Annotated in this window: 18 protein-coding genes and 1 tRNA gene; 15 read left to right on the top strand and 4 right to left on the bottom strand. The window is 53.4% G+C overall.

Annotated features, from left to right (window positions below; genetic code table 11):
- Positions 1-442, top strand: a 442-nt coding sequence (gene secF, locus Q1Y74_RS09855; protein ID WP_300814110.1) for a protein translocase subunit SecF, incomplete at its 5' end; no start/stop codon positions are given.
- A gap of 665 nt (positions 443-1,107) precedes the next feature.
- Here the strand turns inward: secF and Q1Y74_RS09850 are convergent.
- Positions 1,108-1,179, bottom strand: a tRNA-Arg gene (locus tag Q1Y74_RS09850).
- 167 nt (positions 1,180-1,346) lie between these two features.
- Between Q1Y74_RS09850 and Q1Y74_RS09845 the strand changes: the two genes are divergently transcribed.
- The 8 genes from Q1Y74_RS09845 (at position 1,347) to Q1Y74_RS09810 (ending at position 11,581) form a co-directional block, all read left to right on the top strand.
- On the top strand, positions 1,347-3,194 hold the full coding sequence (locus tag Q1Y74_RS09845; RefSeq protein WP_300814109.1) for a 2-oxoacid:acceptor oxidoreductase subunit alpha: 1,848 nt from the start codon (positions 1,347-1,349) through the stop codon (positions 3,192-3,194).
- A 108-nt stretch (positions 3,195-3,302) separates the two neighbouring features.
- A complete protein-coding gene (locus Q1Y74_RS09840) occupies positions 3,303-4,307 on the top strand; it encodes a 2-oxoacid:ferredoxin oxidoreductase subunit beta (protein ID WP_300814108.1) in 1,005 nt (334 codons plus the stop codon).
- 401 nt (positions 4,308-4,708) lie between these two features.
- On the top strand, positions 4,709-5,200 hold the full coding sequence (locus Q1Y74_RS09835; RefSeq protein WP_300814106.1) for a DUF4252 domain-containing protein: 492 nt from the start codon (positions 4,709-4,711) through the stop codon (positions 5,198-5,200).
- Positions 5,187-5,693, top strand: coding sequence for a sigma-70 family RNA polymerase sigma factor (locus Q1Y74_RS09830; protein WP_300814105.1), 507 nt, complete (start codon positions 5,187-5,189; stop codon positions 5,691-5,693). The genes Q1Y74_RS09835 and Q1Y74_RS09830 overlap by 14 nt, the downstream gene beginning before the upstream one ends.
- Positions 5,690-6,223 carry a hypothetical protein gene (locus Q1Y74_RS09825; protein WP_300814104.1) on the top strand — a complete coding sequence of 178 codons (534 nt, stop codon included), beginning with the start codon at positions 5,690-5,692 and terminating at the stop codon, positions 6,221-6,223. Before Q1Y74_RS09830 ends, Q1Y74_RS09825 begins: the two co-directional genes overlap by 4 nt.
- Complete coding sequence (locus tag Q1Y74_RS09820; protein ID WP_300814103.1) at positions 6,220-6,666, top strand: DUF4252 domain-containing protein; 447 nt, start codon at positions 6,220-6,222, stop codon at positions 6,664-6,666. The genes Q1Y74_RS09825 and Q1Y74_RS09820 overlap by 4 nt, the downstream gene beginning before the upstream one ends.
- Positions 6,667-6,938: 272 nt before the next feature.
- The gene (locus Q1Y74_RS09815; protein WP_300814111.1) at positions 6,939-9,938 is read left to right on the top strand and encodes a TonB-dependent receptor; all 3,000 of its coding nucleotides are present in this window, start codon (positions 6,939-6,941) and stop codon (positions 9,936-9,938) included.
- A gap of 29 nt (positions 9,939-9,967) precedes the next feature.
- Positions 9,968-11,581, top strand: a complete 1,614-nt coding sequence (locus Q1Y74_RS09810) for a RagB/SusD family nutrient uptake outer membrane protein (protein WP_300814102.1) — start codon at positions 9,968-9,970, stop codon at positions 11,579-11,581.
- A 323-nt stretch (positions 11,582-11,904) separates the two neighbouring features.
- Here Q1Y74_RS09810 and upp read toward each other — a convergent pair whose 3' ends face one another.
- Positions 11,905-12,564: a uracil phosphoribosyltransferase gene (gene upp, locus Q1Y74_RS09805; protein WP_300814100.1), complete on the bottom strand. Its 660-nt coding sequence runs from the start codon at positions 12,562-12,564 to the stop codon at positions 11,905-11,907.
- Positions 12,565-12,677: 113 nt separating this feature from the next.
- Here upp and Q1Y74_RS09800 point away from each other — a divergent pair, with 113 nt between their 5' ends.
- The 4 genes from Q1Y74_RS09800 (at position 12,678) to Q1Y74_RS09785 (ending at position 16,840) form a co-directional block, all read left to right on the top strand.
- Positions 12,678-13,787, top strand: coding sequence for a S41 family peptidase (locus Q1Y74_RS09800; RefSeq protein ID WP_300814099.1), 1,110 nt, complete (start codon positions 12,678-12,680; stop codon positions 13,785-13,787).
- A 266-nt stretch (positions 13,788-14,053) separates the two neighbouring features.
- A complete protein-coding gene (gene pckA, locus Q1Y74_RS09795; RefSeq protein ID WP_300814098.1) occupies positions 14,054-15,661 on the top strand; it encodes a phosphoenolpyruvate carboxykinase (ATP) in 1,608 nt (535 codons plus the stop codon).
- Positions 15,662-16,036: 375 nt separating this feature from the next.
- Entirely contained in the window at positions 16,037-16,171 is a 135-nt protein-coding gene (locus Q1Y74_RS09790) for a hypothetical protein (protein ID WP_300814097.1), read from the top strand.
- Between the two features lie 75 nt (positions 16,172-16,246).
- Positions 16,247-16,840: a nitroreductase gene (locus tag Q1Y74_RS09785; RefSeq protein WP_300814096.1), complete on the top strand. Its 594-nt coding sequence runs from the start codon at positions 16,247-16,249 to the stop codon at positions 16,838-16,840.
- Positions 16,841-18,201: 1,361 nt separating this feature from the next.
- Here Q1Y74_RS09785 and Q1Y74_RS09780 read toward each other — a convergent pair.
- Entirely contained in the window at positions 18,202-18,420 is a 219-nt protein-coding gene (locus Q1Y74_RS09780; protein WP_300814094.1) for a winged helix-turn-helix domain-containing protein, read from the bottom strand.
- Positions 18,421-18,789: 369 nt separating this feature from the next.
- Here Q1Y74_RS09780 and Q1Y74_RS09775 point away from each other — a divergent pair, with 369 nt between their 5' ends.
- Both Q1Y74_RS09775 and Q1Y74_RS09770 read left to right on the top strand, forming a co-directional pair.
- On the top strand, positions 18,790-20,241 hold the full coding sequence (locus Q1Y74_RS09775; RefSeq protein ID WP_300814093.1) for a fimbrillin family protein: 1,452 nt from the start codon (positions 18,790-18,792) through the stop codon (positions 20,239-20,241).
- A gap of 108 nt (positions 20,242-20,349) precedes the next feature.
- Positions 20,350-22,236 carry a fimbrillin family protein gene (locus Q1Y74_RS09770; protein ID WP_300814092.1) on the top strand — a complete coding sequence of 629 codons (1,887 nt, stop codon included), beginning with the start codon at positions 20,350-20,352 and terminating at the stop codon, positions 22,234-22,236.
- Positions 22,237-22,607: 371 nt separating this feature from the next.
- Here the strand turns inward: Q1Y74_RS09770 and Q1Y74_RS14045 are convergent.
- A partial coding sequence (locus Q1Y74_RS14045; protein WP_366914099.1) for a hypothetical protein occupies positions 22,608-22,710 on the bottom strand: 103 nt, incomplete at its 5' end.

Genomic DNA, 22,710 nt, shown 5'->3' with positions numbered 1-22,710 from the left:
CGGTTCTGTAGCAGCTCTGGCTTGCGATACCATCGCCATCTTGGGTGCATACTCCATCTTCTGGGGCATCCTGCCGTTCTCGCTCGAAATCGACCAGACCTTCATCGGTGCCATCCTGACGGCTATCGGTTACTCTATCAACGATAAGGTGGTTATCTTCGACCGTGTACGTGAGTTCTTCGGCCTCTATCCCAAGCGCAGCAAGCTGCAGCTGTTCAACGACTCACTGAACACCACCCTGGCACGTACCATCAACACCTCACTGAGTACCCTCATCGTGTTGCTGTGTATCTTCATCCTCGGTGGCGACTCCATCCGCAGCTTCGCCTTCGCCATGATTCTGGGTGTCATCTTCGGTACGCTGTCTTCACTGTTCGTTGCGTCCCCCATTGCCTACACAATGATTAAGGACAATCCGAATGCAGAAACCGAAAAGAACTGAAAAAGCAAGATAAATTTCCTATACAAATGAAAGAGAGGGCGTACCCGCGTACGTCCTCTCTTTTTTTTGCGCCTACCGCGTTCGGAACAGGCCCGCCGGCGGTCCTCCGCATACCCGAAGGCACATGGCATGCGCGTTCCGGCCCATACGGACGGCCGCGAAAATAAAGTGAACGCATAACCCCTTATCCGTAACAGAAAAGGACATTTCTGTAACAGATAAAGCCGGAAAACGCCTTAATCATGTACCAAAAGGCACAAAGCATAGCATAGCACAGCATAGCATAGTAAAGAATACCCCCTCAATAGCTCCCCCCCGAAAACGGGGGCGAGCGGTGCGTCCAGAGGACGCGAGGAAAGTCATTTTTCAGCAGGAGTCAGAAAGGGCGGGCATAGGACGGAGCCAGCCGACATTGCACACAGAAAACCATGAGACGCGCCTGCCGGTACGGCTCGCACAGACCGCGCAGGCATCGTGTGCAGACCATGCAGGCATCGTGCGCAGACCATGCAGGCATCGTGCGCAGACCGTGCAGGCATTGCGTACGCACCATGCAAGCATCCCGTACAGGCCAAAGACACCCGCCGGACATACCCAAAGCGGGCCACAGACCGGCCAACCGCAAAAGGGCACTGCTAAAAAAACGTAAACTGGGAAGGGGGAAGTAGTCTCGCCGGGAATCGAACCCGGATCTAAAGTTTAGGAAACTTCTATTCTATCCGTTGAACTACAAGACCTTTTGCATAGATTCCGCATATAGCGAAAGAATGAGGCCACAAAGATAATGCTTTCCGCCGATTTTCCGAAAAAAAGTTTTGTTAATCCAATTAACTTTGCGAAATTTGCGCGCCAAACAAGTTATTAATGGCATATTACAACAACAACGTAAGTAAATCGTAAGTTTATGGCAAACGACATGATGGTCAAAGAACTGGAGCAAGTGGTAGTCCGCTTCTCCGGAGACTCCGGTGACGGTATGCAGCTCGCCGGAAACATCTTTTCAACAGTTTCGGCTACGGTAGGAAATGACATCAGTACATTCCCCGACTATCCGGCGGACATCCGCGCCCCGCAAGGCTCGCTGACGGGCGTTTCGGGTTTCCAGGTGCACATCGGCGCCGGCAAGGTCTACACGCCGGGCGACAAGTGCGACGTGCTGGTGGCCATGAATGCCGCCGCCCTGAAGACGCAGTACAAGTTTGCTAAGCCGACGGCCTGCATCATCATCGACACGGACGCCTTCCAGAAGGCCGACCTGGAGAAGGCCGCCTTCAAGACGGACAACCCCATTGAGGAAATGGGCATCAAGCAGGATGTGATTGCCGCACCCATCTCGAAGATGGTGAAGGACTGCCTGGCCGATACGGGCATGGACAACAAGTCCATCCTGAAGTGCCGCAACATGTTCGCCGTGGGCCTGGTGTGCTGGCTCTTCAACCGCGACCTGAAGATTGCGGAAGACTTCATCCGCGAGAAATTCGGCAAGAAGCCCGAAGTGGCCGAGGCCAACATCAAAGTCATCCATGCCGGATACGACTACGGACACAACACGCATGCCTCCGTAGCCCACACTTACAAGATAGAGAGCAAGACCACCGTGCCGGGCCGCTACATGGACATCACGGGCAACAAGGCCACGGCCTACGGCTTCATTGCCGCCGCCGAGAAGGCCGGCCTGAAGCTGTTCCTGGGCTCCTACCCCATCACCCCCGCCACGGACGTGCTGCACGAGCTGTCCAAGCACAAGTCGCTGGGCGTGATGACCGTGCAGTGCGAGGACGAGATTTCGGGCTGCGCCACCGCCATCGGCGCCTCGTTTGCCGGCGCGCTGGCCGTCACCTCCACCTCGGGACCCGGCGTCTGCCTCAAGTCCGAAGCCATGAACCTGGCTGTCATCACCGAGCTGCCGCTCGTGGTGCTGGACGTACAGCGCGGCGGCCCCTCAACGGGTCTGCCCACCAAGTCCGAGCAGACCGACCTGCTGCAGGCCCTCTTCGGCCGTAACGGCGAAAGCCCCATGCCGGTCATCGCCGCCACATCGCCCACCAACTGCTTCGACGCCGCCTACATGGCCTGCAAGATAGCCCTGGAGCACATGACTCCCGTAGTGCTGCTCACCGACGGCTTCGTGGCCAACGGCTCGGGCGCCTGGAAGCTGCCCAAGCTGGCCGAATATCCCGCCATCAACCCGCCCTACGCCCCCGCCGAGATGAAGGGCATCTACTCCCCCTACCGCCGCAACGCCGAGACGGGCGTGCGCTACTGGGCCATCCCCGGACAGGAAGGCTACATGCACATCCTGGGCGGACTGGAGAAGGACAGCTGGACGGGAGCCATCTCCACCGACCCCGAGAACCACAACCTGATGTGCCACCTGCGCGCCGAGAAGGTAGCCAAGATTCCCGTACCCGACGTACAGGTACAGGGCTGCGTGGACGATGCCGACCTGCTCATCGTGGGCTTCGGCGGCACCTACGGCCACCTCTATTCGGCCATGAACATCCTGAACCAGCTGGGCAAGAAGGTTGCCCTGGCCCACTTCAGCTACCTGAACCCGCTGCCCAAGAACACGGCAGAGGTGCTGAAGCGCTACAAGAAGGTAGTGGTGGCCGAGCAGAACCTGGGCCAGTTTGCCGCCTACCTGCGCATGAAGGTGGACAACTTCACGCCCTACCAGTTCAACGAGGTGAAAGGCCAGCCGTTCGTCGTAGCCGAACTGGTGGACGCCTTCAGCCGCATCATCAATGAGTGAGTTTAAAAACTTAAGAACTCAAAAACTTAAGAACTCAAAAACTTAAGAACTCAAAAACTTAAGAACTTAAAAACTTAAAAAACTCACCAACTTAAAAACTAAAAAACTATGGACCAATATACAGCAAAAGACTTCAAGAAAGGACAACCCCGGTGGTGTCCGGGTTGTGGTGACCACTTTTTCCTGGCTTCACTGCACAAGGCAATGGCCGAAATCGGAAAGGCTCCGTGGGAAACGGCCGTCATCTCGGGCATCGGCTGCTCCAGCCGCTTACCCTATTACATGAACACCTACGCCATGCAGACCATCCACGGCCGTGCGGCAGCCATCTCGACAGGCGCCAAGGTGGTTAACCCGAACCTGGCCGTCTGGCAGATTTCGGGCGACGGCGACGGACTGGCCATCGGCGGAAACCACTTCATCCATGCCGTGCGCCGCAACATCGACCTGAACATGATTCTGCTGAACAACCGCATCTACGGCCTCACCAAGGGACAGTACTCGCCCACCTCGCCGCGCGGCTTCGTCAGCAAGTCGTCGCCCTACGGCACCGTGGAAGACCCCTTCCATCCCGCCGAGCTGTGCTTCGGCGCACGCGGACGCTTCTTTGCCCGCGCCGTGGCCACCGATGCGGCCGGCACGGTAGAGATACTGAAGGCGGCCTACAACCATAAGGGCGCCGCCGTCTGCGAAATCCTGCAGAACTGCGTCATCTTCAACAACGGCACTCACGACTCCGTGGCCAAGAAGGAAGACCGCGCCAAGAACGCCATCTACCTGGAACACGGCAAACCGATGCTCTTCGGCGAGAACAACGAATACGGCCTGATGCAGGAAGGCTTCGGACTGAAGGTGGTGAAGCTGGGCGAGAACGGCATCACCGAGAAGGACATCCTGGTACACGACGCGCACTGCATGGACAACACCCTGCAGCTGAAGCTGGCTCTGATGGAAGGCCCCGACTTCCCCATCGCCCTGGGTGTCATCCGCGACGTGGACGAGCCTACCTACGACGAGGCCGTACACCAGCAGATTGAGGAAGTCTCCGCCAAGAAGAAATACCACAACTTCGAGGAACTGCTGCTGACCAACGACACCTGGGAGGTGAAGTAAGAGACAGGCACATACCCCGAAAAAGAGACGGAAGGCGGGCCGCAACCTCGTTTGCATAGGTTGCGGGCCCGCCTTTTCTGTGCGGCGCAGGCATTGGTGATATTAAACGCAGATGGACGCAAAGGAATAATATATAATCTGCGATAATTTGCGATAATCTGCGTTTCATAACCTCCACCGCATCGGAAGAAGTAAACGCAGATTAACGCGGATTAACGCAAAGAAGAAATATAATTATCTGCGATAATTTGCGTCAATCTGCGTTTTTCCCCCCAACCACAGAGCGAAAAACAAAAAAACACGCCGTGGCTTGCAACATAATCGGCCGTCAACCCGTCTTTCATACAGAATGCGCATTGAGAAACGAACCGATTATTCAATCTTAAAAACACAGAAAACAGATGAAGAAGTATCTATTCATACTACTATTGGCCTTGGGAGCCGCCCGGAGCATACAGGCCGGAAACGTGAACGCCATTTTCCGCGAGTTCAAGGAAGAGCACAAGGCCGAATACGTCAGCATCCCCTCCTTCGTCATGAAACTCGGCACGATGCTTGCGGACAAGGACGACGAGGCAGACGGACTGGCCTCGAAGATAAGCAGCGTCAAGGTACTGGACCTGGAGGACTGCAGCCCCGCCGTGAAGGCACGCTTCAGAAAACGGCTGGCCAACCTGAAGGACGACGAGTACGAGACGCTGATGCGCGTCAACGACGACGGCGACAAGGTGCGCATTCTGATGAAGCAGAAAAAGGACATCGTCAGAGAGCTGCTCATCGTCTGCGAGGGCGACGAGGACTGCGCCCTGATACTGCTGAAAGGCAAGTTCAGGCTGGAAGACATCGACGGACTGGTTGAACAGGAAACGGGCAAACGGCATGGAGGCGAATGAGTTCAAAGCCCTCTTTCTGCCCCACCACGCCAAACTCTACCGCACCGCCTACGCCCTGCTGCGAAACCCGCAGGATGCCGAGGACATCGTGCAGGAAGCCTACCTGAAGCTCTGGAACAAACGCCACGAACTGAACATAGCCGCCAACGCGGAGGCCTACTGCGTGATGCTGACCCGCAACCTCTGCCTCGACCTGCTGCGCAACGCCCGCTACCGGACGGACGACACCCCCGCCGACACCCTCACCCTGAGCGCCGACGACGACACGGAGCGCGAACTGGAGGCACGGGACGAAGCCCGGCAGCTGAAACGGCTGATAGGCCGCCTGCCCGAGGTGCAGCAGAAGGTCGTCTGGCTGCGCGACGTGAACGGCTGCTCGATGGAAGAGATAGAACAGGCCACGGGGCTGAGCGCCGTCAACATACGCGCCACCCTGTGCAAAGCCCGCAAACGGATACGGGAACAGTTTAACCGCTTAACGAAAGGAAGATGAAAATGAAGACCGAAGACATCAAGAGACTGCTGGAACGGTACTACAACGGCGAGACCGGCGAGGCCGAGGAAAAGACACTGAGAACCTTCTTCGCCGCAGAAACGGTGCCGCAGGAGCTGGAGGCCGACCAGGAACTGTTCAGACAACTGGACGCCCTCGCCCGCCAGACGCCGCCCGTCCTCCCCGAAGGGCTGGAAGAACGGCTGTCCGCACAGATAGACTGCTGGGAACGGCAGGAAAAGCCCGCCGCCCGCCCGCAGACGCACCGCCTGAACCCCTTCGCCCGGTACGCCGCCACAGGCATTGCCGCCGCCGTGCTGCTGGCCGCAGGCATCGGCATCTTCCGCGAAACGGACAACGGGCCGAAGGACACCTTCGACGACCCCCGCGAGGCCTACGCCGAAACCCAGAAGGCCCTGCAACTCTTTGCCAAGGCGCTGGACAAAGGCACCCGGCAGATGGAAAAGGTGAAAACCACCACACAAGAGATACAGGAAAAGATAGACAACATACAAAAACTCAGACAATGAAACGGATATATACCCTACTGACAGCCCTCCTGCTGGCCGTCCTCCCCACACTGGCCCAGGAAAGCTTTTTCGAGAAATTCGCCGACATGCCCGGCGTCACCTCCGTCTACATCTCGCCCAAGATGTTCGGCCTGATGAAGAGCAACGACATCGGCCTCCACATAGACAGCGTGACCGGCAAAATCAGCAGCCTCAACATCCTCTCGTGCGAGAACCGCGAAGTGGCCGACCAGCTCCGCAAGGCCACGGCCCACATCAACCCCGACAACGGCTACGAGGAACTGATGCGCATAAAGAGCGAGGGCGAGCGCGTGCTCATCTACAGCAAGGAGCGGAAGAAGGACACCGAATACGTGCTGCTGGTGGACAACAAGGACGAGTTCGTCATCATCCTGATGTGCGGCCGGCTGACGCTGGAAGACCTGCAAGGAGTCATCAAGTAAGCCCGCCGCTTCCCCCGAAGGGACAGGCCGGACAGACAGGGGCAGTGTGGAATTTTTACCCAGTTTCCACACTGCCCCTGTTCCATTTTCCACACAATCCCCACAACAGTCCCGGTGTCCGGCAACTTATAAACACATACGGCACAATCCGTTAGCAGGCCGTCAATTATTCTGGCACGTTTCTTGCATGGCACACCTTATTATTTCATTTCACAAACAAATCAAAAGCATGTCTGAATATGAAAAATAGAGTGAGTCGAAAAAGAACGTGGATGACAAGCGCCATCATCATGCTGCTTCTCTCATCCAACCTGTCTGCGCAGATTGCATCCGGATTGCCACAGGACACGCCACAGACGGCAAACTACACAGAAACCGCAAACACGGACGAAGAACCGCAGGACGGCAACAGAAAAGTGAAAGGCATCGTCACCGACGAACAGGGCGAAAGCATCATAGGCGCCACCGTCACCGTCAAAGACAACTCCGCAGTAGGCGTCGTCACCGACGTGGACGGCAAGTTCACGCTGGAAGTGCCTCCCCGCACCATCCTGGTAGTCTCCTACATCGGCTATCTCACCCAGGAAACCAGAGTCAGCAAACGCATCTCCACCTACAACATCATCCTGAAGGAGGACAACCAGATGCTGGACGAAGTGGTGGTGGTGGGTTACGGAACGGTCAAGAAGAGCGACCTGACGGGCTCCATCGCCACCGTGGGCAAGCGCAGCTTCGAGAACCAGCCCGTGAAGAACGTCTCCGAAGTGCTGCAAGGACGCACGGCGGGCGTGGAAGTGATGAACACCAGCGGTATGCCCGGCGCGGGAGCCAAGGTGCGCATACGCGGCACCACCTCCATCAACAAGAGCAGTGACCCGCTCTACGTCATAGACGGCATCATCTCCTCCAGCGGCCTGGACGGCATCAGCCCGCAGGACATCCAATCCATGGAGGTGCTGAAGGACGCCTCGTCCACCGCCATCTACGGCTCGCGCGGCGCCAACGGCGTCATCCTCATCACCACCCGCAACGGACAGGAAGGGCGAGCCCGCGTCACCTTCGACGCCAAGCTGGGACTCTCCACCGTGCGCAAGGACTACGACCTGCTCAACGCCTACGAGTACGCGCTGGCCCTGAACGACATCCGCGGCTCGCAGACCATCCCGGCCGCCGACCTCGAAGCCTACAGGAACGGAACGAAAGGCATCGACTGGATAGACCTCATGACCCGCACCGCCCTTACGCAGGACTACAACCTGGGCATCTCGGGCGGCACGGACAAGGTGAAGTACCTCCTCTCGGGCAGTGTGCTGGACCAGGAGGCCGTTACCATCAACTCCAAGTACAAGCGCTACGGCATCCGCGCCAACATAGACACCGAGGTGCGTCCGTGGCTGACGGTGTCTGCCAAGCTGAACGCCGCCGTCATCCACCAGGAGAACGGCGCCCCCAGCTGGTTCCACGTGCTCAACTTCTCGCCCACCATGGAGCTGCGCGACCCCGAAACGGGCATCTACAACAACGACCCCTACAACATAGGCACGGGCAACAACCCCTACGGCGTGATGACCGAGAATTACAGCGACTCGTACAGCTACAACCTGAACGCCAACCTGACGCTGCTCTTCCGCCTGGCCAAGGGACTGACCCTCTCCGTGCAGGGAGGCTACGACTACGACCACAGCCCCTCCTACTCCTTCAGCTCGAAGCTGGTGGCGCCCGGAGCCATCAACAGCATGAGCAACAGCAGCAGCCTGCACCGCTACTGGCAGAACACCAACAACCTGACCTATAACCGCACCTTCGGCGACCACACCGTCAACGCCACCGCCGTCTGGGAAATAAGCCGCACCTTCGACACCGGCCTCTCGGCCAGCGGCTCCAACCTGAACAACGAGAGCGTGGGCTACTGGAACATCGGCAACGCCGCCGTCAGGAGCGAGAGCAACTCGTACACCGAGTCGTCGCTGGCCTCGGGCCTGCTGCGCGCCAGCTACGACTACAAGAAACGCTACTTCCTCACCGCCGCCATCCGTGCCGACGGCTCGTCCAAGTTCCAGAAAGCCCACCGCTGGGGCTGGTTCCCCTCGGCCGCCCTGGCATGGGACGTGGCCAAGGAAGCCTTCATGGAAGACCAGAGCCTGCTGAAGCAGCTGAAGCTGCGCGCCAGCTACGGCGTGACGGGCAACCAGGCCATCTCGGCCTACAGCACCCTGGGCATGCTCTCCAGCACTTCCTACGGCTGGGGAACCTCCACCGGATACACCGGCTACTGGGGCAACCTGTTCGCCACCCCCGACCTGACGTGGGAGAAGACCTACCAGTACGACGTGGGCGTAGACATCAGCCTGCTGGGCATCGACCTCACCTTCGACTGGTTCCGGAAGCGCACCGTCGACCTGCTCTTCCAGAAGCAGATTCCGCGCTACAACGGCGGAGGCACCTACTGGGTGAACGAAGGCAAGCTGAACAACACGGGCGTGGAGTTCTCGCTGAGCACCTTCCCCGTGAAGAGCACCGTGGTGTGGGAAACCACCTTCAACGCCGCCTACGTGAAGAACGAGGTAGTGGACCTGGCCGGCAACGACTTCGTGCTCAACGCCAACTACAGCGACCTGGGCGGTGCCATGCAAATCATGAAGCCGGGCTACCCGCTGGGTTCCTTCTACGTCTACCAGTGGAAAGGCTTCGACGAGAACGGCGCCAACCTCTACCAGAAAGCCGACGGCTCGCTGACCACCACTCCCACCTCGGCCGACCTCGTCATCAAAGGCCAGGCCAGCCCCAAGTGGACCTTCGGGTGGAACAACACCGTGACGTGGAAGAACTGGACGCTGAACCTCTTCTTCAACGCTGCTACGGGCTACAACCGGTTGAACATAAGCCGCTTCACAACGGCGTCCATGAGCGGCGTGTCGCGCTTCATCACCCTGCGCGACGCCTACTTCAGAGGATGGGACTACGTGCAGGACAAGGCCGACGCGCTCTACCCCAGCATCAGCAACACCGACAACAAGAGCTATGCCAACTCCGACTTCTGGCTGGAAGACGCCTCGTTCATCAAGCTGAAGAACGTCAGCCTCTCCTACAACATACCGCGCAGAGTGGCCAAGTTTGCAGGCATCCAGCTCACCCTCAGCGCGCAGGACGTGTTCACCCTGACCAAGTACAAGGGCATGGACCCCGAAGTCTACACCAGCTACGACGGACTGGACTACGGAGCCTACCCCATACCGCGCACGTTCACCTTTGCCGTGAAACTGAGATTCTGATTTGACAACCCACCGAAAAAACAACGGACATGAAAACATTATACAGACAGATAGGAACCGCCGCGCTGGCAGCCGCACTCACCCTGAGCCTGCCCTCGTGCAGCGATTTCCTCGACGAACATCCTTACGGACAACTTACCAGCGAAGGCTTCTTCAGCAGCAAGGAAGACCTGGCAGCCTCGCTCAACTCGCTCTACTCCGTCGTGGCCACCTCCATGGGCCAGAACAACTACTGCGGCACCAACTTCCTGGCCGGCGACGACATCTCCACCCATCCCGCCAGCAACAAGCAGCCCCTGCGCGAGCACGACCAGTACAACGTGACGGACAACAACTCGTGGCTGGTGAGCATGTGGGAACAGCGCTACAAGGTCATCAAGGCCGCCAACTTCATCATCAACAACGCCGGGCGCACCCCCGACGTAGACCCCGAAGAGATAACCCGCGCCGTGGCCCAGGCACACTACTGGCGAGCCTTCTCCTACTTCTACCTGGTAACCACCTGGGGAGAGGTGCCCATCATGCTCGAAGAGGAAATCAACTACGCCGCCCCGCTCCACCCCGTGGAAGAAGTCTATGAGCTCATCGTCTCCGACCTGAAGAAAGCCGAAGAAGGCTGTCCCGTAATGTACGACCAGGAGCCTTACGCCCGCAACGGCGTCAACATAGCCGTCAGCCAGGGAGCCGTCAAGGCCACCATGGCCTACGTCTACATGTGCATGGCGGGCTGGCCGCTCAACAAGGGCGCCGAGTACTACCGCCTGGCCGCCGAAAAGGCCGAAGAGGTGATAGACGGCGCCGAAAACGGCACCTACTACTACCGCCTGCTCGACGAATTCAGCCAGATACACTCCTGGGCCTACAACAGCAACAACCCCGAGCTGCTGCTGGGCGTCTACTACAACCGCGACCGCACCGCCCAGATGACCCCGCTGACCGACTTCCTGCTGGACATGAAGCAGGGCGGATGGGGCGACACCAACGGCGAAATCAAGTTCTGGAAGGAATTTCCCGAAGGACCGCGCAAGGACGCCACCTACTTCCCCAAAATCATGCTGGCCGACGGCGAGCTGCGCGACTGGTGGTATGACACCGACCCGCCCTCGCGCGAGGTGGTGGCACCCGTCTTCATGAAGAGCGTCGAGGCCTCCGAGCGGGGAACCGAGTTCGACTACACCGACCCCACCCCGCTGGCCCAGTACGGCGAAAAGACCATCCAGGTCATCCGCCTGGCGCAGGTCTACTGCTGGTATGCCGAGTCTGTGGGACGCTCGGGACAAGTGACCGCCAAGGCCGTAGAGATGCTGAACCGCGTGCGCAACCGTGCCGACGGGCAGCCGACCAACCTCTACACCACCTCCATGACGCCCGACGAACTGGCCGAGGCCGCCTACAACGAGCACGGCTGGGAAATGGCCGGATACTACTGGGCCGCACTGGCCGGCCGCGCCCGCGACATGTTCCGCATGTACCGCTTCAAGGACCACTTCGAGTTCCGCAAGGAGAACCCCCTGATAGAGGTGGCGCCGGGCGTGTTCCGCAAAGAGGCCGTGCCCGTCACCGGCACCTGGGACGACAGCCGCATGTATTCGCCCTATCCCTACGAGGACGCCATCCTGAACCCGAACCTCAAAGGTTCCTGAACAACCTCCCCCCGAAGGCGGTCAGGAATGACAACGGGAGAGGCTGTGTCAAAGCTAAGAAATCGTTTCCTTTTAGGCACGGATTACACGGAAAACACGGAGAAAGAAAAATAAGCATCCGTGAAATTCCGTGCAATCCGTGCCTAAAAACAACAAAAGGCCAGTCTTTTTTAGCTTTGACACACCTTCTTGCATGGTGTCCGGGCCGTGCAAGCATCGTCCGCGGACCGTGCAAGCATCCACGGCAGACCGTGCAAGCATCGTCCGCAGACCATGCAGGCATCGTCCGCGACCGCCCGACAAGGCGTTGGAAAAGAACGTTTTTACAGTTTGTCGCCGAAGGCCAGGTCGCCCGCGTCGCCCAGACCCGGCACGATGTACGAACGCTCGTTCAGCTCGGGGTCGATGGCGGCGCACCACAGCATGACGTCGTCCGAGGGGAACAGCCGCTGCAGGTGCTCCACTCCCTGCCGGCTGGCTATCACGCAGGCAATGAGCAGGCGCCCCGGCATTCCCTTCGTCAGGAAAGCCTTGTAGGCCAGTTCCATGCTCTCGCCCGTGGCCAGCATGGGGTCCACCAGCAGCACCGTCTTGTGCGAGAGGTCGGGCGTGGCGATGTACTCGATGTGCACGTCCAGCTCGCGGCATTCCTTATCCTTATAATAGCGGTAGGCCGAGACGAAGGCGTTTCCCGCACGGTCGAACACGTTGAGGAATCCCTGGTGGAGCGGCAGGCCCGCACGGAAGACGGTGGCAATCACCACGTCGTCGTCCGGCGTGCAGGCATCGGCCACGCCCAGCGGCGTCTGCACCTGCTTCACCGAATAGGTCAGTTCCTTGCTCATCTCGTAGGCCATCAGTTCGCCGATGCGCTCCACGTTGCGGCGGAAGCGCATGCGGTCCTGCTGGATGTTTACATCGCGTATCTCGGCTACATACTGGTTCATCACGGTATTGGTCTCAGCAAAATTGATTACTTTCATAACGTGTATCTTGTTTATTCCGAATGCAAAAATACGATTTTCCCTGTACATACGTCCACTTGCTTGGAGGAAAACATTATCTTTGCCGCAGAAACATATAAACGCAAGGAAAGATGAAAAGGACACTCATGCGAAACGGGAAAATCAAAATACTATTCTTCTATGCACTGTTATTATTTGCCTATACCTCATTAGCCGGCCAGGAAAAGACTTCTTCAAACGCCGATTTGGCTGAATTTGATTTTGGTGTCCGGGAATTGGAAACCAATTATGTAGGATTTCCCACTTTGGTGACAGAACAAACCCGAAACCAATATGAAGCACTGAAAGCCCGCTGCCGCCAACAAGTGGACAAACAGGGACGAAAGCCTTGGGAAGCCTTAGGTGAACTTTATGCCTGGTTTGGCGATTTCCACTTACGGGCAGGCGGCTATTCACAACCCTACATGCGGGAAGTGCCCACGTATGAAGAGATGAAAGAATATAACCCCACCAAAACCTTCCGGAAAGTGACCGGCCACACTTTCCTCATCCGCTTCCCCTCCTGCATGGGAGATGACCCGACATTGGAATGGGTACATCAGTCCATTGATGCCTACCTGGCCTCGGGATGCGAAAATCTGATTATTGACATCCGGGGTAACGGGGGAGGAACCGATGATATATTCAACCCATACGAGAAACTGCTGTACGACCATAAGGGTTATGTGGACGGGGTCGAAATACGCAACACACCCGCACACATCGCCGAGATGGCAGAGATCGAATTGGATTGGCTTCAGCAAGTGGTGGAAACCATGAAAAAGTCGCAAGACGAGTTTGTATCCTTGACGCCCAGACTGTTAGAACTTGTTTATGACACCATCTTCCCACTTCCCCGCCGGGCAGCACTCATAACAGACGGCCAAGTGGCCAGTGCCGGTGAACAGATGGTACTGAACCTACGGTCATGCAGCCAACGCACCATCATCTACGGACGGGACAACACGAAAGGTTGCCTTGATTATTCAAACTGCCGCGGCGTCAATCTGCCCCAATCCGGCATTACTCTTTATATTCCCATGACACGTTCCTGCCGCCTGCCCGATAACGGTATCGACCAGACGGGGATTGCTCCCGACGTACGCATTCCGCTGCCCTTGCCCGAAACTTTGACTGACAACGTGGACGAATGGACGCAATGGGTAGCCAAGGAATTGGAAAAGAAGTCCAACTCACTTTAAAAAGCCCTCACTTCAAAAAAAAAAGACAAGTTTTGCAACATTCAGTTAGCAGATATTGTTATGGATTTATAAAAGAACGGGAATTAGAGAAAAATTTCCCCAATCGCACTTTTCTTTCCTAAAGAAAATCGTACTTTTGTAGTCGGAAAACAAGGGGGTTACAAAGAAGCCGGACAAACTCTCCGCATCCCGGCACTGCTCCCCCCTGTATATGGAAACAAGAGAGATTATAAACAAAATACCAATTTTTAAATTCTTTAAAAAAAATGGCAAATTTAGATTTAAGCAAGTACGGTATTCAAGACGTGAAGGAAATTCTCCACAACCCGTCTTATGAAGTATTGTTCGAAGAAGAGACCAAGTCAAGCCTCGAAGGCTATGAAAAAGGTCAGGTTACTGAATTGGGTGCTGTGAACGTGATGACCGGTATCTACACCGGCCGTTCTCCTAAAGATAAATTCTTTGTAATGAACGAAGCCAGCAAGGACACTGTATGGTGGACTTCCGACGCTTACAAGAACGACAACAAGCCTTGCTCTGAAGCTGCATGGGCCGACCTGAAGGCAAAAGCCGTAAAGGAACTGAGCGGCAAGCGTCTGTTCGTGATGGATACATTCTGCGGCGCCAACCCGGCTACCCGCCTGAAAGTACGTTTCATCATGGAAGTTGCATGGCAGGCTCACTTCGTAAAGAACATGTTCATCCGTCCGACCGAAGAAGAACTGGCCAACTACGGCGAACCCGACTTCGTATCGTTCAACGCAGCCAAGGCCAAGGTTGACAACTACAAGGAACTGGGTCTGAACTCTGAAACAGCTACTGTATTCAACCTGAAGACCAACGAGCAGGTAATCCTGAACACTTGGTACGGCGGTGAAATGAAGAAGGGTATCTTCTCCATCATGAACTACCTGAACCCGCTGCGCGGCATCGCTTCCATGCACTGCTCTGCCAACACCAACATGGAAGGCACCGACACTGCCATCTTCTTCGGTCTGTCCGGTACAGGTAAGACTACTTTGTCTACCGACCCGAAACGCAAGCTGATTGGTGACGACGAGCACGGATGGGACGACGAAGGCGTATTCAACTACGAAGGTGGTTGCTATGCCAAGGTTATCAACCTCGACAAGGAAAGCGAACCCGACATCTACGCTGCCATCAAGCGCGACGCTCTGCTGGAGAACGTAACTGTTGACGCCAACGGCAAGATTGACTTCGCTGACAAGAGCGTAACGGAGAACACTCGTGTTTCTTATCCTATCTACCACATCGAGAACATCGTTAAGCCGGTATCCAAAGGTCCTCACGCTCACCAGGTAATCTTCCTGTCTGCTGATGCCTTCGGTGTATTGCCTCCGGTATCTATCCTGAACCCCGAGCAGGCTCAGTACTACTTCCTGTCTGGTTTCACCGCCAAGTTGGCCGGTACAGAACGTGGTATCACTGAACCGACTCCGACCTTCTCTGCTTGCTTCGGCGCAGCCTTCCTGAGCCTGCACCCGACCAAATATGCAGAAGAGCTGGTTAAGAAGATGGAAAAAGTGGGTGCCAAGGCATACCTGGTTAACACTGGTTGGAACGGTACCGGCAAGCGTATCTCTATCCGCGACACTCGTGGTATCATCGACGCCATCCTGGACGGTTCCATCGACAAGGCTCCGACAAAGACCATCCCGTACTTCAACTTCGTGGTTCCAACTGAATTGCCGGGCGTTGATCCGAAGATTCTTGATCCTCGCGACACTTACGCTGACGCTGCTCAGTGGGAAGAGAAAGCCAAAGACCTGGCAAGCCGCTTCATCAAGAACTTCGACAAGTTCACGGGTAACGAAGCTGGCAAGGCACTGGTTGCTGCCGGTCCGAAGCTCTGATCAGAAGGGTTATAAACCTAAATATTCCAAAAGGAGTTCCGATTTTTCGGGACTCCTTTTTTGTTTCTTCCCCCAATCCGTTATATTTGCAGGCAGATACCAGGCAGTTACGCCACCAAGCAGACGGCCGCGAAACACATTTGTCAAACACTGTTTTTATTATGAAGAAATACATCGTACTCGCCCTTTGGGCCTTTGTCGTACTGGGCCTCGGCTCGTGCCAGTCGAAAAGCAGCCGCATCGACAACCTGAAAGACTTCGTGGAAGAAATCAGCGAAGACGGCCGAACAATGGGAAAAGGCCAACAAGAAGTTCAGCGAACTGCTGGAGAAAATCAACTCCTACGACGACCTGAGCCAGGAGGAACTGGAAGAAGTGGCACGCCTGCAAGGCCAGTATGCCGCCACCGTGTTCAAAAACAGCGGCAAGGCCATCATGGAGCAGATGGAGAAAGCAGGCACCCTATTGGACGGATTCTTCGAGGGTGCCCAAGAAGAACTGAAGAAATAACCAACCCCTAAAATAAACATTTATGAAACTATTGAAAGGTATCGTGGGCGGCCTCTGCCTGTGCGCAGCCATCGGATGCACCGCCCCGCCTCACAGAAGGAAAATACGGCAGCCACCAAAGGCATAGACCAGTCGGAAGCCGTCATCAAGACCATCATGGAACGCCGCAGCATCCGTAAATATCAACCGCAACCTGTAAACCGAGACACGATGCAGACCATCCTGACCTGCGGCATCAACGCACCCAACGGACAGAACAAGCAGTCGTGGGAAGTGCGCGTGGTGGATAATCCGGACTTTATCAACGGCGTGACCAAACTCTACAAAAAAGCCAATCCGAAGGCGGCCGAAGACCCGTCGTTCAAGAACATGTTCCGCAATGCGCCTACAGTGGTATTCGTAGCCAACGACCCGACGTACGGTTTCTCGCAGGTGGACTGCGGCCTGCTGGGAGGCAACATGATGCTTGCGGCACAGTCCATGGGCATCGGCTCGTGCTGTCTGGGCGGTCCCGCAGCCTTCATGAAATCGCCTGAAGCGGCCGAATACCTGAAGAAACTGGGCTTCAGCGAGGGCTACCAACTGCTCTACTGCATCGCCTTCGGCTATCCCGACGAAACGCCTGCCGCCAAGCCGCGCAATGCCGAGAAAGTGAAGTTCGTGGACTGAATGTCCCAAGGCGACCGAAAACACGCTGAAAAAACAAGAAAATCCCCAAAAGCCAATGAGGGTGTGCCCGGACAGGACACACCCCCATTGATGTTTTCCGACTTTACCAAATGCGTCACCCAACTTAGAGAATTAGCCGGCATCCGTCTCAAAGAGACAGACAACGGCTTTCTCTTCGGATATAAGTATAGTGTGCGGTTGATGACATCCTTATTTAACTCAAGTTTCGGTTTTACCAAATTGAAAATCGGCGAAGCCAAACTTGCAGGAGTTAAAGGAGTTAAAAAGGAGTTATCGCCCGTCTTGGACGGGCTTAGGAGTTAAAAGCCAATAGAGAAGCAAACAGCTCACAATGTATCGGCTTAACTCACCAATATATTAACTACTTAATTACCAGAGAAATATCAAATCCAAAACTTAAGTTATTTAAGTCTCTGAGGTAAAATCCTGCCGGGCAGTTATAGTCAGGGACTTGAATCGTTTTATCTACGCCAATTACCACGTTGAAATAGCTCTGCAATCCTCTGTAGTGAACTTTATGCAGAGTACATGTGTGCCTTTCCTCCGCCATAGATTATCCTCCGATTTATGATAACGTTATCATCGGCATTTGATAACGTTATCATTGGCACTTGATAACGTTATCGTGGGCACTTGATAACGTTATCATTTTTAGCCCCGGATTTACCGGGTTTGAGCAAACAACAAGAAAGGTATCAGTTCGCCTGCCGGCAAATTCCAGAAGGCAAAGCCGAATATACCTTCACTCACCGTGTGCTTATGAAGACATGTCAAAACGAAGGTACTGCTGTCATACTACTGTATCAGTCATTGCAGTACGACTGCATTAACTGTTGCAGTACGACTGCATTAACTGTTGCAGTACGACTGCATTAACTGTTGCAGTACGACTGCATTAACTGTTGCAGTACGACTGCATTAACTGTTGCAGTGCTACTGCATTAACCGTTGCAGTGCTACTGCTTGAATAGACACACTTTGGTCAAATACCGTTCTGATTCGGTTGTCAGTGCCTTTTCCCTGTCTATAAAGTGAAGACATATCAATGCAGTCTGTGTGATATTAAAAATACATTGTTGACTGCTGCCACTTCTGCCCCTTTTTCCATCATCTGCAAGCCACTCGAACTCCAGATCCAATTCCACAGATACCTACAAAGAGCTTTTTGAATTTATTTCAAATAAAGTAACTCAAGTTTTGCACTTGCGAACTTGAGTAAAGTAATGAAATCAGGAAAACCAAGAAAGTCAATGAGGGCGTGCCCGAACAGGACACGCCCTCATTTATGTTTCAAGCCGGTACATGTTTCCCTCCCTCGGGGACACACAACCTATTCCTTATCAGGGCAACAACCCCGCAGGACGGTAATAAACGGCATGTTGCACGCAATACTGCTCCACCTTGTTCTCCCGCATCAGTTGCGCCAGTGCCAGACAGAGGTCCGTACTCGTCAAATCGCAGAACTTCTCCAGCTGGTCAAATGTACAATGCGTATAACGTACCAGCACGTCATACACCTTCAAACTATTTTTCTTGATAAACTGCAAGTTCAGATTCATAAGCCGCTCCTTTCTTCTTGGTGCCGCCGGGTTTGGCGGTATGACAAAGTAAAGCATTTCCCCGGAAAATTCCCTTATCATTTAGGACTTAAAAATATTCTTTTGGTCACTTTTCCTTAAAAAAACTCTCCAACAGACAATTGCCAAACGACGAATCTCCTTTTTTATCAAATCACGCAATCCCGGCTAACAATCCACCCTACCAAAGACATGACCCGACAATCGTTCAAATAAAAATTGCATACATAGTAACTAATTTTATCTGAATAGCACACGATTAAGGCCAAATAGTCCCAAACTGGAAAAACAAGGTTTTCAAACAGTACCAAATTTATTAGTTTTGTGGTAAAATTATAAAAACACAACATTATGAGACAGTGCTATTTTTATGGAATGTTAGTCGCAGCAGCCATGATGACCACCTCATGCGGAAGCGACAGTGCGAATGAATCCGAAAACACTCTTCCGTCTCAAGGGGAGAGTTCAGTTTATTTCGAGGCCACAATCAATCCCTTGTCACGTGCCACCGACACCCAATTTGATAGCGGTGACGCGATTGGAGTATTTGGAGTACTATCAACAGGTAATGACAACAAAGGCATCATTGCTGCCAGCGGCAACTATGCCGACAATGTACGCTACGCTTACGACGGCAACAAATTCACATCTGCTGCCGCCATCGAAAAGCCGGAAAATGGAGACAAGGTCTACTATCATGCTGTATATCCTTACACTTCTAATGCCAAAAACCAATATGAATTTACAATAGCATCAGACCAGCGCGGTAGCGGATATACCAACAGCGATTTATGTACAGCCAACACTACGGCTACGGACGAAACGTTAGTGTCCTTGAAATTCAATCACCGTCTTTCAAAGATGATTATCAACCTGCAAGGAGACAATTGGCCGAGTGGAGACATGGGCCTCAGCCTGGTCAACGTGTATACTACCGCCAAAGTTGATTTAAACAGCCTAAGTTTCACAGCCACAGGGAATCGAGGCGATGTCATTTGCTCTGACAACGGGACCAGAAGTTTCAAGGCCATTCTTCCTCCCCAGCTGTTTGAGGACGGCACTGAAATAGCCATACTGACCATTGGCAATGAACAGTATACGGTTACCATGAATGGAAGTATGGAAATTAAATCCGGCCTTCAGACAGAACTGACCATTGCAATGACCGAAAACAAAGAAATAGTAGAGTTCATCGGTGACATCAATCCTTGGGGAGAAGCAGATGACCGTCTCGACGAGGTTGTTCCTGAAGAAATACAAGATGCGTTGGAGCCCTATATGCCCATTTATAACGGAATAAATCCTCCCATTGTGGAAGGACAATACTTAATCAGCCAGATGGTTACCGTCTATTGCGAGGACCAAGGGGTAGGTGGATATGATCCGGGAGATGTTGTTAAGGACACTTATATCCGCTTTTACAATCAAAACACCACCAATAATACGTTGGATTATGAAGACAAATCCGGCAATAGCGCAAGTGTAGGAAAAGGAGCATTCATCAGCGGTTATGGAGACTATTTCTCCGCCTTCTTCAATACAGAAGGAGTGAGCGATGGAATAAAATACAAAACAGCACTCATCATTTCCGGAATAAAGACCTCCTCCGGTATCCGTGACTTGTATTATGCTTTTATCATGGTAGAGAAAGGAGCTGATCCCGAAGAAGAATTAATGGATGAAGGAGTATTCCGGGTATTTAAAGACGGGGACGGACTGGCAGCGAATACAGCCTGGACACGTAACAACGTAACACCGGACTTTGAACAAGGATTCTCTGCATTCAGCAAATACAAAAAGTAAATCCAATCAATTAAGGAGGCACCGGACAAGATTCCTTTTCCACAAAAGTAATCCTGAACAGGAGCCTCCTTATAATCTATCTACTGGACCTCATCAAATTCAAACATCATGAAATCTTTTCATTTGACCCTCATAGGGCTACTATGCTGTTTCTATGGCTGTACGGAAGGGATGGAGGAATCCGCCCCGAAAAAATCCATTGAAGTGACATTCTCGCCCACATGGGAAAGTGGCATCACAAAAGCTACTGACACGGGATTCGATACAGGAGACCAAATTGAAGTTTTCGCCATGCAAGAAAGCACTTCAGGAGCATCAGGCATCATCTCAGCCAACAATTATGCAAACAATGTGCCTTATACTTATCTGAATTACCAGTTTATACCGTCAGGCGAAGGCATCGTATTGCCCCAAGACGGCTCTTCATTGTATTACTATGCCATATACCCCTACACGGGACAGGCAAGCAGTAACTTTATGTTCCAGGTAGAACCCGACCAGCGTTCGGATTCCGACTATACCATCAGTGACCTGATGACTGCATACACGACCAATGCCTCGGCCGAAAAAACGGTTGCGCTTAAATTCAATCATCAGCTTAGCAAAATCATCATAGATTATTCTCAGTCTTTATCCCAACTGACAAATGCCACTTTTACATTAACCAATGTCTATGACAAAGTCCAAGTAGACCTCAATGCCAAGTCATTCACAGCAACGGGAGAAAAAGGCTCTGTCATTATGGGCAGCAATGGAACGAATCAATGCAAAGCCATTCTTCCTCCCCAGCAATTCGTTCAGGGAGACAAAATGGGAATACTGACGACAGAAACAGGAACAGCTATCGTCGAAGCCGGAGAGGACATCAACCTCACATCGGGTACCGAACGTACTTTGTACCTATTCAGATCCGGTGAAAAATATACGTTGAGCAAAAAAAAGGAAGCAGACCCAAGCATCATCACCGGTGTGCCTTCAGATGCAGTCGCCACCCCCAATCCTGACATCGCTCCAGAAGAATTGAACACCTCCATTCCCAGTTTCTCTGTAACCGTAGAAGAAGAGTACGATAACAAATCCATCCGTCTGCTTCTGACCGGTATTCAGACACCCGACAATAATTGGCTGGAACTGTACGGAACAGGTGATTCCCGACAAAACATCTGGATGGAAATTGACAACCAGCCTAAAGGCATCGCCATTGCCAATGTCGGTTCGGGCGAAACGGAAAAACCTTTGATTGACATTGTCTTTCTTGTAGACAATTCCGGAAGTATGAGCGAAGAAGCCAACGCTGTGGCGCGCGAAATCATAGAATGGTCCAATCTGCTTTCACAGAAAATGGACATTCAGTTCGGCTGTGTAGGCTATTCAGTAAGCGGAAGCGTTAATGGAGCCTTGAACATCACTGACGTAAATACACTAAGCGAATACCTGAACAGAAAAACAGGAACACAACGCACTGTCGGTTTTGCCGGTCCTGACGAGGCCGAACTCAAAAGCGCAGCAACTGCTTACACCAGCAGCGATGAATGCGGTGTATTGGCATTGCGCTTTGCCGATGAGCATTTTTCTTTCCGCCAAAGCAGCAACCGGATTTACGTAAACTTTACGGATGAACCGAATCAGCCCAACAAGCAATCTAAATGGTCGGTAGAATACGTCAAAGACCAGCAAAACTGGAATGTATCCCAAGGCACCATCCACACGGTCTACAGCGGCAAAACCAACTATCAATGGGTGACCAACGTCCGGGAAGACCCTCGTCTGCTGTCTGAATATACCGGAGGAACCATCATCATTGCTCCTTCCAACTTCTCAGGTGTCACTTTGGAAAGTCTGCCTGTAACAGGAGCCGTAACAAACTCCTGCACCGTGCGCTGCAACGTTACGGAAGGGATGCTTTCGGGCACACATACAGTGGAGATGACAATTCTTTCCACCGACGGGAAGGTCAAAGCCAACCGAATATTTGAAAATGTAACTTTCAAATAAGGACCGAACAAAAAAGTGATGAGCGGCAAATAATGGACAGCTTTTTCAGCTATCCGCTTTTACCGCTCATCACTTTTTTACTCAAGTTACGGTTTTACCGAATTGAAAATCGGCGAAGCCAAACTTGCAGGAGTTAAAGGAGTTAAAAGGAGACCCCCTCCAACTCACCCCGAAAGGGAAAGACCCCACCAAGGTGGGCTTAGGAGTTAAAGCCGATAGACGAGAAAATGAAGAATGAAATTAACCATTAATCATTTACCATTAACCATTATAAAACTATTGGCTTAACTCCTTAACTTCTTAGCTACTTAATTAACAGAGAAATATCAAATCCAAAACTTAAGTTTTTTATTTTACCGATTACAGTCCGCTCAGTTCTTGTTCGCCCGCTTGCGCTCCGTCTCGTCCAGGATGACCTTGCGCATACGCATGGACTTGGGGGTGACTTCCACGTATTCGTCCTCCTTGATGTAC

Source organism: uncultured Bacteroides sp. (genome assembly GCF_949298305.1).
Classification (GTDB): domain Bacteria; phylum Bacteroidota; class Bacteroidia; order Bacteroidales; family Bacteroidaceae; genus Bacteroides.
Note: the sequence above shows the minus strand (reverse complement) of the source record. Positions and strands in the feature narration are given on the sequence as shown.